7 protein-coding genes are annotated in these 13373 nt (G+C 39.5%); 3 read left to right on the plus strand and 4 right to left on the minus strand.

All coding sequences use genetic code 11. The annotated features are described in order from the left end of the window. Positions 1-78: 78 nt before the first annotated feature. Positions 79-2526, plus strand: a complete 2448-nt coding sequence (locus WAE64_RS08290; RefSeq protein WP_340235794.1) for a glycoside hydrolase family 95 protein — start codon at positions 79-81, stop codon at positions 2524-2526. A 176-nt stretch (positions 2527-2702) separates the two neighbouring features. After that, complete coding sequence (locus tag WAE64_RS08295) at positions 2703-6056, plus strand: ThuA domain-containing protein (protein ID WP_340235795.1); 3354 nt, start codon at positions 2703-2705, stop codon at positions 6054-6056. 237 nt (positions 6057-6293) lie between these two features. On the opposite strand, the gene WAE64_RS08300 is transcribed toward WAE64_RS08295, so the two are convergent. Next, positions 6294-9278, minus strand: coding sequence for a DNA polymerase III subunit alpha (locus WAE64_RS08300; protein ID WP_340235796.1), 2985 nt, complete (start codon positions 9276-9278; stop codon positions 6294-6296). A 4-nt stretch (positions 9279-9282) separates the two neighbouring features. Next, positions 9283-10479 (minus strand): DNA polymerase IV, encoded by a 1197-nt coding sequence (dinB, locus tag WAE64_RS08305; protein WP_340235797.1) that lies wholly within the window; start codon positions 10477-10479, stop codon positions 9283-9285. 93 nt (positions 10480-10572) lie between these two features. Here dinB and WAE64_RS08310 point away from each other — a divergent pair, with 93 nt between their 5' ends. Then, positions 10573-11370, plus strand: coding sequence for an XRE family transcriptional regulator (locus WAE64_RS08310; RefSeq protein ID WP_340235798.1), 798 nt, complete (start codon positions 10573-10575; stop codon positions 11368-11370). Between the two features lie 6 nt (positions 11371-11376). On the opposite strand, the gene WAE64_RS08315 is transcribed toward WAE64_RS08310, so the two are convergent. Together WAE64_RS08315 and WAE64_RS08320 are read right to left on the minus strand one after the other, a co-directional pair. Next, a complete protein-coding gene (locus WAE64_RS08315; protein ID WP_340235799.1) occupies positions 11377-12720 on the minus strand; it encodes a hypothetical protein in 1344 nt (447 codons plus the stop codon). Continuing rightward, positions 12708-13322, minus strand: coding sequence for a hypothetical protein (locus WAE64_RS08320; RefSeq protein WP_340235800.1), 615 nt, complete (start codon positions 13320-13322; stop codon positions 12708-12710). The genes WAE64_RS08315 and WAE64_RS08320 overlap by 13 nt, the downstream gene beginning before the upstream one ends. Positions 13323-13373 lie beyond the last annotated feature (51 nt).

Below are 13373 nucleotides of genomic sequence, written 5' to 3' on the forward strand. Positions count from 1 at the left end.
GCCCTCAGTTAATATGCTGCTTTATGTTCTAAAGTACTGCTATCTAATCATTCCTTAACTCTTTTTTTGACTCACTTTATGAAAAGAATTATCGGGTTTCTTTTGGTATTTTCTACGGCCATACATGCCCAGCAGAATAATCTTAAACTTTGGTATAAACAACCCGCCGAAACAAAATGGACTAATGCTTTGCCACTCGGTAACGGACGTGTGGGGACTATGGTGTATGGTAATGTAGCACATGAAACTTTACAGCTTAATGAGTCCTCTTTTTGGTCGGGTGGGCCAAGCCGAAACGATAATCCTGATGCTTTAGCTGCCTTGCCTGCCATTCGTAAGCTAATATTTGAAGGAAAAGTACAAGAAGCCCAAGACCTGGCGCAGAAAGATATTATAGCTAAAAAAAATAACGGGCAAATGTTTTTGCCTGTCGGAAACATTCAGCTTGATTTTCTGAATCATGAAAATTACACTAATTACCGACGGGAATTGGATATTGAGCAGGCTATTCAAACAACTACTTATCAGGTTGATGGTGTAAAATATACCCGTACTACCTTTATTTCTATCCCAGACCAAGTAATGGTAATACGCCTGAATGCTAATAAACCCAAGAGTTTATCTTTTCAGGTATCAATGAGCAGCCCATTTAAAACGGCTGTTAATGTTCAACGAAACCAATTATCGGTTTCGGGTTTAGGTAAAGACCACGAAGGTGTAAAAGGTGCCGTTCGTTTTCAGACAATCACTAAAGTATTGCCGAACGATGGCCGGATAAGTAGAAACGATACAAGCCTCACTATTAATAACGCCTCGGCCGTTACGCTACTGGTATCTATTGCTACCAATTTTGTAAACTACCACGATGTAAGTGCTGACGCAAACAAAAGAGCAGCAGAATATCTGGCTAAAGCCGAGAAACTACCTTATGGCACGCTATTCAATAATCATATAAGAGAATACCAACGCTTTTTTAAGCGGGTTAAATTAGACTTAGGTGCAACTGAGGCTTCAAAGTTACCTACTGACGAGCGCCTGAAAGCCTTTGCCAGCGGCAACGACCCTGGTTTTGTTTCTTTGTATTTTCAGTTTGGGCGTTACTTACTTATTTCATCTTCAAGAGCCGGCGGGCAAGCCGCTAACTTGCAGGGTATCTGGAATAATCGGGTAAATCCTCCTTGGGATAGTAAATATACTATCAACATCAATACAGAAATGAACTACTGGCCTGCCGAACTGACCAACTTACCCGAGTTGCATGAGCCACTTTTCAGTATGGTAAAAGACCTTTCAGAGACAGGCGTGCAAACAGCCAAGACCATGTATGGGGCCAATGGCTGGGTGGCGCATCATAATACCGACCTTTGGCGTATCAACGGAGCTGTAGATGGAGCATTCTGGGGTATGTGGCCTATGGGTGGTGCATGGCTGAGCCAGCACTTGTGGCAACATTATTTATATAGTGGCGATAAGGCTTTTTTACAAAAATATTACCCTGTATTAAAGGGCATTGCTACATTTTACCATGATTTTCTGGTGGCAGAGCCTTCACATCAGTGGTTAGTAGTAACGCCTAGTACATCACCCGAGAACTCACCTGCTGGCCGCCCGAAATCTTCTATCACCGCAGGCGCTACTATGGATAACCAATTGGTGTTTGATGTTTTCTCAAATCTTATTAATGCTGCAAAGGCTTTGAAAATAGATGCTGAATTTGCTAATCAGATAAAAGCTAAATTACAGCAACTACCGCCTATGCAAATAGGGCAGCATAACCAATTGCAGGAATGGCTGGAAGACCTAGACGACCCCAAAGATCAACATCGCCATATTTCACATTTATACGGGCTTTTTCCATCAAATCAGATTTCGCCATACCAACACCCCGACTTATTTGCAGCAGCCCGCAATTCTTTAATTTATAGAGGCGATGTTTCAACAGGTTGGTCGATGGGTTGGAAAGTAAACTGGTGGGCAAGGCTGCTAGATGGGAATCGTGCTTATAAACTTATTACCGACCAGTTATCTCCGGCCGAAGTGCCCGGCCGTCAGGGTGGTGGTACTTACGATAATTTGTTCGATGCCCACCCGCCGTTTCAGATTGATGGAAACTTTGGTTGTACTGCGGGTATTGCCGAAATGCTCTTGCAAAGCCACGATGGCACTATTCATTTATTACCTGCTTTACCTGACAATTGGAGCGAGGGTAGCGTAAGTGGTTTAAAAGCCAGAGGCGGTTTTGAGATTGTGCGTTTATCGTGGAAAGATGGTAAAATCACAGAGCTTGTTATTAAATCTATGATAGGAGGTAACTGCCGTTTGCGTGTAAGTAATAGCTTAAAGTCTACTGCACCGATGAAAAAAGCTAACGGGAAGAATTCTAATTCTTTCTACCAACTGGCGGCTATCAAAGCGCCCCTTGTATCACCTAAAGCAAATGTTGATGCCAGTTTCATAGAAGAAACAATAGTTTATGATTTACCTACACAGGCAGGTATAACGTACACTTTGCGGGCTGGTAAATAGCTTTAGCAGGGCTGAAATAATGGTTTTTTTTATGAAGATATGTATAAAACAAAAAATCTATTTTGTTCGATAAATTCTTATATATAATCTTAAAAAAATACTTTTTAATGTCGGAATGACACTTATTCTTTGGTTTTTGATTACATTTGTTGTTCATAAAAAATGTTTTTATTCTAATGAAAAAACAGCTTAATCCTATCCTTATTTTATTACTATTGTTTGCGAGTGTAAGTTCGTTTGCACAGCAAAGAAGAGTTTTAGTTTTTTCTTTAACAAAAGGTTTCCACCACGCTTCAATTAAAGAAGGTAATCAGTTTTTTATCGATTTAGGTAGAAAACATGCCATTGGTATCGACACAACCACCGATGCAACAAAATTTAACGAAGCTAACCTGAAAAATTATGCCGCTGTTGTATTTTTAAGTACTACCGGCGATGTGTTGAATCCGGCACAACAAGCCGATTTTGAGCGTTACATTCAAGCAGGTGGTGGCTATTTTGGTATCCATGCTGCTTCTGATACCGAGTATAACTGGCCTTGGTACAACGACCTGATGGGCGGCTATTTTGCCAGCCATCCGGGTGGTAGAGTATCAAATGTACAGAAAGGTAAAATGATTACGCTCGATAAAACTTTCCCTGCCTCGGCGCATTTTCCTGATACTTTCGAGAAAACCGATGAGTTTTATGATTTCAAATCTTTGAAAAAAGATATTCTGAAATTTATTGTAAGAGTAGACGAAAGCAGCTACGAAATGGGTAAAATGGGTGATTTCCACCCAATGGCATGGTATCACGAGTACGATGGCGGTAAGGCTTTCTATTCAAACTTTGGGCACACACCTGAGACTTTCACAGAACCATTAATAACCGAGCACTTCTGGCAAGGTCTGAAATGGGTAATGGCCGATAAACTAGATTATTCTAAAGCCCGTTCGGTACGTGCACCAGAAGAAAACCGTTTTGAGCGTATTACTTTGGCAACTAACCTTAATGAGCCAACAGAACTAGCAACTTTACCTAATGGTAAAGTGATTTTTGTAGAGCGTAAAGGTGCAGTAAAAGTCTGGAATCCTGTTACGAAAAAAGTGAAAGTAGCCGGGCAAATGCCTGTATATACCAAATTTGAATATGGTTTAATGGGCGTTGGTGCAGACCCTAACTATGAGAAAAACCACTGGCTTTATTTCTACTATACACCAGACGAAACGCGTGAAGTAACAAAAGATAATTTTTTGTCAAGATTTGTGTATGATGATAAGAAAGATACAGTTGTGATGTCGTCAGAGAAAGTTTTGTTGCGTGTATATGTAAAACGTGACGAATGTTGCCACACGGGTGGTTCAATCGATTGGGATGGAAAAGGTAACCTTTTCTTATCAACAGGCGATGATACCAACCCATTCTCTTCTGATGGTTATGCTCCAATCGATTTCGGCCCGGGTCGTGAAGGTTGGGATGCTTTGCGTTCATCAGGTAATACAAACGATTTACGTGGTAAAGTGCTGAGAATCAAACCAGAAGATAATGGTACTTATACTATTCCGGAAGGAAACTTGTATCCGGCTGGAACAGAAAAAACTCGCCCTGAAATTTATGCAATGGGTATGCGTAACCCTTACAGAATTTCGGTTGATAAACGCAATGGCTATTTGTATTGGGGTGATGTAGGCCCTGATGCTGGTAAAGCAGACGAAAAACGTGGCCCAGATGGTATTGTAGAGTTTAATCAGGCACGTAAACCAGGCTTCTTTGGTTGGCCTATCTTCACAGGTGATAACTTTGCTTATAACCATTATAATTTTGCTGAGAAAAAATCAGGTGAGAAATATGATGCAGCAAAACCTATCAACGATTCACCTAACAACACAGGTTTAAGAGAGCTAATGCCTGCTACCAAAGCATGGCTTTACTATGGCTATGGAATATCAAAACTATATCCTGAGTTTGGTAAAGGTGGTGCAAACCCAATGGCTGGGCCTGTTTATTATTCAGAAGATTATACAAAAAATCCGAAGAGATTCCCAAGCTACTTTGATGGTAAATTCTTTGCCTATGAGTGGATGCGTGACTGGATTTATCTGGTAAGTATGGATAAAGAAGGGAACTACCAAGGCATGGAACGTTTTATGCCAAGTACTAAATTCTCGCACCCGATGGACATGGCTTTCTCGAAAGATGGTCGTCTGTTTGTGTTAGACTATGGTATGAACTGGTTTGCACAAAACGAAGACGCTACTTTATCAGTAATTGAGTATAATCCGGGTAACAGAAAGCCTGTGATTATGATGGCGGCTGATAAAAAAGCAGGTGCAGCACCATTAGCTGTTACTTTCTCGTCGGCCGGAACGATGGATTATGACAAAGATGCTTTAAAATACGCTTGGAACTTTGGCAAAGGCTTACCTGTAAGCACAAAGCCAAATCCGAAGTTTACATTTACTAAACCGGGCGAATACAATGTAGTATTAACGGTAACAGATGCAGCCGGAAACAAATCATCGCAAAGTACTATTATTAAAGTAGGAAATGCCGAGCCAAGCTTGAATATTGCGGTTAATGGCAATAAAACTTTCTTTTTCGATAATCAGAAAATCAATTATGATGTAAGAGTAAGCGATAAAGAAGATGGTACCCTAAGCAAAGGCATCGACCCTGAAGATGTAGTGGTAAATATCAACTACTTAGAAGGATACGACAAAACCATGCTAGAGCAAGGCCACAAAGAAAATATGAACTTTGCTGCTGGTAAACGTCTGATTGACCTAAGCGACTGTAAGGCTTGCCACTCGGTTGATAAAAAATCTATCGGGCCTGCTTATATTGATGTAGCTAAAAAATACCGCCGTGGACAAACAGCTATCAATCAGTTAGCTGAGAAGGTTATCAAAGGTGGTGGTGGTGTATGGGGCGAACAAGCTATGGCTGCTCACCCACAATTATCAATGGCCGATGCAAGAGACATGGTTGATTATATTCTTTCATTGAACGATACCCGTAAAACATCTCAACCTGTATCAGGTGCTTACGAAACGGCTGCTCACAAAGGCAAAAAAGAAGGTGCTTATATCATTCAGGCTACTTATACCGACAAAGGTGGTAAAATAATAGGCCCATTGACTACTACCAAATCATTGGCTTTGCGTAGCCCTAAACTAAAAGCGGTTACTTACGATGAGTCGAAAGGTATTGCTAAATTTAATGTTGAGCAGCTAGGTGGAGAAGTGGCTATTGCTTCTGAAAATGATAGCTATCTGGCCTTCAAAAACATCGACCTCACAGGAGTTAAGACAATTATAGTTGGTGCATTCTCTCAAGAAGGTAGAACAGTAGGTGGTAGCTTAGAAATCAGACTAGGTTCACCAACCGGAACTGTGATAGGCAATGCCGATATACGAGAAGCAAGTATGGCTCCAATGAAAATCAAGGTTAATACAGCCGGAGAACAGAATCTCTATTTTGTGTTCAAAAATCCAAAAGCAGAAGGTAAACCACTATTTGCAATAAATACTATTGAATTTGTGGATTGATAATAAAGCTTAATATATAAGAGAGAAGTATTTATGAGCAATCATAAATACTTCTCTTGTTTATAAGAGTATGTTTAAATTTTGTTATTCTGACCGAAAAGGACAGATTTTTTAGCTAGACGAGGCGTCATTTTTTCGATGTAGCCAGCAGCTACATCGAAAAAATGCAACGAAGTATAGCTAAAAAAGATGCCTTTGCAGGTCGAATCATAATTTTTAAACATACTCTAAACCTCCCTAATCGTTTATCATAAAGCTTGGGTTATCTTCATAAGGCTCTGATACACTGCGTGGGTCTGGCTTTAGCTCTACTTTTCGCATAAGACTAACATCGATAGAATAAAAACTAAAGTCTTCTACCACTTTGCCTGATAAATAGTAAATACCACTTCCCCGAAGCGGGTGTTTTTCAAGGCTTTCAGGAAAATGAACGGTGTCAAAAAACTTCCCTGAAATATCATAAAAATAGCCAAATCCCATTATTTTACCGTTTTTAGCTCTTATCGATTTCCAGGTAATCAGATACCCATATATACTAATGGCTTTACCCAGTTTTTCGTAGAGATTATCTGATGTTACCGGATTGCTTATCTCTTCGGCACTCAAATTAAAAGGAGAGCTGATAGGAAAATCTAACAACTCAATTTCATCGTAAACATCTTCCAGAGGGTCATAAGACAAGGGCGGCAGTTGTAATCGGGTTTCAACATATCCGAAAAGCGATTCTTTATAAGACGAGGGCTTAATGTTGTTGCGCATAAGCAGATAAGACTCCCACAAAAGTTCTTTTTTGGGAGTACCAAAACTTCTGAATGCGCCGATTCTTACCAGAATTATCAATTGCTCAAGACCCAACTGAACCCTATGTGCAAAGTTTGAAAAAGAAAGAAATTTACCGTTCAGTTGGCGTTCTTTCACAATTCTTTCGGCAGTTTTTATTTCGAGGCTTTTAAGGTGTATCCAGCCTAACCAGATGGTTGTATCCTGGATTTTTGTAAAATACTCACTTTCGTTAATATCCTGCACCTCAATGATTGCGCCACTGCGCCGGGCTTCATGAATATAGAATTCTGTGCGGTAAAAGCCGCCGAAATTATTAATTACTGCTGTTATAAATTCGAGCGGATAATAGGTTTTCAGATAAAGGCTTTGGTAGCTCTCGACCGCATAAGAAGCCGAATGAGCCTTTGAAAAGCTATAGCCTGCAAAACTTTCGATTTGCCGCCATACTTCTTGCGCTACTTCGTCTGAGTACCCCAATGCCTTGCAATTGGCAAACCATTTATCTATTATTTTCTGAAACTCTATTCTCGACCTATATTTGCCCGACATAGCTCGCCTCAGAATATCAGCTTCGCCTAGTGTCATTTTGGCAAATTCGTGGGCTACTTTTATCACATCTTCCTGATAAATCATTACGCCATAAGTATCTGATAGTAACTCAGCCATTTTAGGGTGTAAGTGTACAATATTGTGCGGATTATGGTGCCGCTCTATATAAGTTTTCATCATACCGCTACTGGCAACACCGGGGCGTATGATAGAACTAGCCGCTACAAGTGTAAGGTAATTATCACATTTGAGTTTCCACATCAATTGCCGCATGGCAGGAGATTCAATGTAAAAGCAGCCCATCGTTTCATTACTTTGTAATTGTTGCCTTATGCGCTCATCGGTTTTAAACTGCTGTACCTGATGAATATCAATGTTGATACCTCGGTTTTCTCGCACAAGGTCAACGGCGGTTTTGATATGACCTAAACCTCGTTGCGATAAAATATCAAATTTGGCAAAGCCAATATCTTCGGCCACGTACATATCCCACTGGCAAATCGGGAAGCCCTTTGGCATAGGTTGCAGGGCAGTATATTGAAAAAGCGGACTTTCAGAAATGAGTATCCCTCCGGCATGAATCGAAAGGTTATGTGGCATATCTTCCATCAAGGGGGCATAGCGCAAAATATAGCGGATATATTCATTGTTATGTGTTTTTTCAGGGTATCTCAATAGGTTGTCAATCTCTTGTTTAGGTAGCCCGAAGACTTTTCCTAGCTCTCGTATGGCCGAATTTTTCTGGAAAGTATTATAGGTAGCCAGCAAGCAAACGTGCTCTTTGCCATATCTTTTAAATATATACTCAATAATCTCGTCTCGTTCGTCCCACGAAAAATCAATATCAAAGTCAGGGGGAGAGGTTCGGTCGGGGTTTATGAACCTTTCAAAATAAAGGTCTAGTTCAATAGGGTCAACATCTGTAATACCCATGCAGTAGGCAACAGTAGAATTAGCCCCTGAACCCCTGCCTACATGAAAATACCCAAGGTTTCGGGCATAGTTAATAATATCCCACGTAATTAAGAAATAAGCTGAAAAATCTTGCTCTTCAATTATCCTTAACTCCTTTTCAATTCTATCAGAGATACTATTTGCTAGGTTTTCATAGCGTTTATGCATACCATCAAGCGTGAGCTTTCTTAATAGAGCTGTGTCAGTTTCTTTATTATTGGTAAATGCTTTTTTGTTTTTGCTAAGATTAAAATTGAATTTGAATTCACACGAATTAATTACAAAGGCCGTATTTTGTAAGAATAATTGATGCGCATTGAATTTCTCTATTAGGCTCGGAATAGCATAAAAAAGCTCTTCGTTGTGGGCTTCGGCACTTTTGGGTAGTTTGCTAAGTAGTAAATTTTTATCAATAGCTCTTAGTAGCCGATGTAAATTAAAAGATATTTTATCATGAAAAGTAACAGAATGCAAGGCGAGTGTTTTCTGAATAGCCTTGTGTTTATGGTATTTAAACAACTTGTTAAGCTCCCAGAAACGAACGCCTATGTATTCGTTTGCCCCTAAAACCGGATTAGACTCAAAGCATTCAATTGGGTAAATGGTAATGGCATTAGCACAGGCAGGTGCTTTCTGTGGAAATGGTTTTCCTGATTCGAGGTAAGCAGATAAAAAACGGTTGATTTCGTACAGACCTGTCTCATTTTTGGCCAGCATGATGTATTTTAAATCATCACTGTTCCGGAATTCGACTCCTACTATTGCTTTAATGCCAACTTGTTGGCAGGCTTTTACAAAATCAAAAATACCGCTACAAGTATTAATATCGGTTAGGGCAAGGCTTTGGCAACCCATCTCTTTAGCTCGGCTTACCAATTCTTTTATGTTTAAAGTGCCAAACTTTAAACTGAAATAGCTATGGCAATTGAGATACATATCGCTATCGGGGTATTTTTTTCTTTACTTGTAAATCCTGAATTTTTTTTGGCTTGTCTTGTTGCATACCGTAGGCCCGGCCAACTACTTTTTCGCCGTGGCGAGTCTTGATTTTGTCCATCGCCTGATGAAGCGAAGCCAACTTTGAAGAATTACCAAAGACGCTTATCTGCGAGTAGCCTTGTATAAGTTTAGTTAGGCGCACACCTATAAGCCGAATCAGCAAACGTTTATTATAGAGTCTGTCGAACAAATCAAGTACATTTTCTATAATCACGTGGTCGTCAGAGGTATATAGAACATTGACTTGCTTGGTATAAGTATCAAAATTTGAGTAGCGTATTTTCACACAAATAGTGCCCGTACATTTGGTCTGGCTTCTTAGGTCGAAAGTCAACCCTTCTACCATATATACCAGAAGTGATTTTATTTTGCCAACATCAGTCGTGTCGGTACTGAATGTTAATTCTTTAGAAAGCGACTTCTGGTCATGAAAAGGCACAATAGGGGTTTCGTCAATGCCATTGGCTCGTTCCAGAAAATGCTTTCCATTTTTGCCTAAAACAACCTCTAAAAACTCCAGCGGTATAGCTGCAAGCGTGCCAATGCTTTGCACGCCCATATTACGTAGCGTTCGGCTTGTAACTTCGCCAATCATTGGTAATTTATTGATGGCTAAAGGATGCAAGAAGGCTTTTTCGTGCCCTGCTAAAACACCCCTCTGGCCGTCAGGTTTTACCTCATTGGTTAATACTTTTGATACCGTCTTGTTTGTGCTCAATCCGAATGTGGTAGCAAGCCCTGTTTCATTCTTTATGCGTTTTTTGATTTTATCGGCCCATTTGTAGCAACCGAAGAACCGCTCCATGCCCGAGAAATCGCAATAAAATTCATCGATAGAGGCTTTTTCTAAGGCAGGTACCGACTCAGCAATGATTTCGGTTACTACATCTGAATAATGAGTATAACTTTCGTGGTCGCCTTTAATAAAAATGGCATCGGGGCACAGGCGCTTGGCCATTTGCGACGACATAGCCGAATGCACACCAAATCGGCGGGCTTCGTAGCTGGCAGATGATACTACACCTCGCTCGCTTAAACCGCCAACAACAACAGGTTTACCAATAAGTGACGGATTTTTAAGCCTTTCAACAGATACAAAAAAGGAGTCGAGGTCATAGTGAACTATGGCTTTTTCCATGTGAATTTTAAGATGTGGATAAATAATTTTTGGGATTCTGCAATAAATGTATACTCAAAATGTGTAGTATTGTGTCAACAAAATGTGTAATCAGTGGAAGCGCAACTAGTAAACCAGTTAAAAATAGCCAGAAATATCAAGCTACTGCGGCTTGGCAAAGGGCTCACGCAAGAGCAATTGGCCGATGCCATTGATATTCCGAGTACCCGTTACGCCAATTATGAGCAAGGCACAAGGGCGATTCCTATCGATACCCTTGCGGCTATTTCATCATATTTTCATATTGCTTTAGATGCCCTGGTAAAATCAGATTTAAGTAAGGTTGATTTAAAAGGCTTAATAAAAGTAGGAGGGAACCGCCTGCTTTTTCCGATTCTGATTAAAGACGATGGGAAGTTTGAGAGTATAGAGGTAGTGCCTGTAAAGGCATCAGCCGGATACTTGAGTGGCTATGCCGACCCTGAGTTTATTGAGGCACTTCCCAAAGCTGCTTTGCCATTTATTGGCATGGGTACGCACAGGGGTTTTCCGCTTACAGGCGATTCGATGTTGCCAGTACCCGACGAGGCTATTATTGTAGGCAAATTTGTAGAGCAAATAGCTGACATAAAAAATGGCAAAACTTATATTGTGGTGTCAACCACAGGTATTGCCTATAAGCGAGTATATGTAAAGGCAAATGAGCAAGTGTTACTGATGGTATCTGACAATAAAATTTATAATTCTTACGAAATTCCGTTTGAGCATGTGCTTGAATTGTGGGAGTTCAGATGCTTTATCAGTACTAAAGAATATGCAGCAGACGAATATTCGATGGAAAACCTTTTTCAGCAGGTTTACGGCATGAATAAGGGAATCGAAGAGATAAAACAGAAACTAAATAGCAGATAATGAAGTCTACAAGTACTTTGTTATTGCACGCTCAAGCCATTTTGAGCAATTAATAAGCAATTGGCTTGTACCTGCATAAAACAGAGATAGAAAGATAATCTTGAAAAAGCCTCTTCTGAAAGTAAACGGAATGTTGGCCCCCTCGATATGTAAAACAATAAGCATAAAGATAATATGCATACCCATTACCCAGCTTAATTTGAGGAATTCGGTTTTGGTTCTATACAAACTTATGTTGACCAATAAGATGATGAAAAATAAGATAAAACTATAGTTCCAGTAAGCAATATCAAACATGATTTTGTGTGTGCCTACCAATGTAGTCCACCCTCTTGAAAAATAATCAGAGAAATCAAAGTTAATTGTCCCCAGCGGGACAGCCTTAGGAATAATAAAGCCTAAAAAGATGTAGTTCCAGCCTATAAACAGTATTAAAGGTATAATACTATACGACAAGGCTTTGATAATAAACCTTTGCTTCGTTAAAAATAGCAATATAACAGGTAGAAAAAGGATGGTTTCGGTGCGTGTCCAGCTGGCAAAACCAAAAAATAGACTCGATAACCAGAAATCGGCTTTTTTAGGATTATCATTAAGATAATACCGATACATACAGCTAAAAGCAATAAATAAAAATATGGCGTTCGGATAATCGGTTTGTACCAGATAAGTATAAGAATATAACTCTGGCATAAACCATAAGAATGTGAGCAACCAGCCTACCAACAAGGGGTGTATGTAATATCTTAATTCGAAATAAAAATAAAGAAAAAATGCCAGCACCATACCCGAAAGCCAAATCTTACCAAATAGAGAGCCTAAGCACAAAAAAATAACCTGCATGAGCATTATAAAAGGCGCATAGTAAGGCTGATTGCTTAGTGGATACGTATGTGTCAGGAAATCGGTGTAAATAGTATTCCGGAGTGTTTGCTCAAAAAAAGTAGCTTTGGCTATTAGTTCAGGCCCAACAAGGGTATCAAACGGAATATTCGGATAAAAGTAGCATTTCCAGATACTGATATACATAAAATAGGCTGTTATTAGAAAAAAAGGAATTTCATAAAGCCGGATTTTGCTATTATTGATACTTAATATCTGTATTAAAAAACGCCTGTTATAAATACAGCATATAGCGCTTGCTATTGCTAATAATGCCATACTCAATAAGACCGAAACCTTATTGATGTTGATATGAGCTAGTTCTAGTAAAAACGGGACAAAAGAAGTTAAGCCAATACCTAACAAAAAAGACAGCGATAAAAAGGCTATCAAATGCCTTCGTATCCGCAAAATACTCAATACACCAGCTCCGGTAACAATATGTAAAATAATAGCTATTGCTTCCATTGCTTGTGTGTTTTATGTTTTAGGTAATCAATGGCTGTTTGAGGAATAAAGAAGCCAAAAGGCTTATAGGTCTTCAGGTGATTAATGATAGCCTCTTTTTGCGTGGCAGAATAATCGTTCAAATTAACCAGTCGAAGTCCCCTTTTCTTATCAGCCAGAAACGTATGAGTGGCTTTTGTAAGCAAAGAATCAGGTGCTGTAATTTCAACAAAATTAAATTTATTCATTACCAGATTCTTGAACTTGCTTGGGTATGTCCAGGTATAAGGGTCAGTAGCAGGGCTGGTTTTATAGGCATTTTCTACCAGATAATATTGTGGCGGTAAAAGAAAAATATCGTCGGGTTGCATTACCGAATCCAACAAGTCAATAATGGCTGCTTCTTTAGCATAAACAAGATTGTAACGTGCAGTACTATCTAAATCATTGCCCAAGCGTAACTTGGTATTGTAAAAGCCTTGCACTTTCAGTTTTATGAAAGAGATATTTTTTGGCAAGATAAAAATAATACCAATACCTATGAGATTGAGCGTGAGTAACAGAAGAACTTTACTCAATGAAGCGTATTTAGACATCTGCTGAAATAAATCTGTTCTCTTCATAAATAATAAGGCTAAAACAAAGGTTCAGATTTTAGAGCAAAAAGAATGTAG

The sequence above is a fragment of the Emticicia soli genome, assembly GCF_037860775.1.
GTDB classification, from domain to species: Bacteria; Bacteroidota; Bacteroidia; order Cytophagales; family Spirosomataceae; genus Emticicia; species Emticicia soli.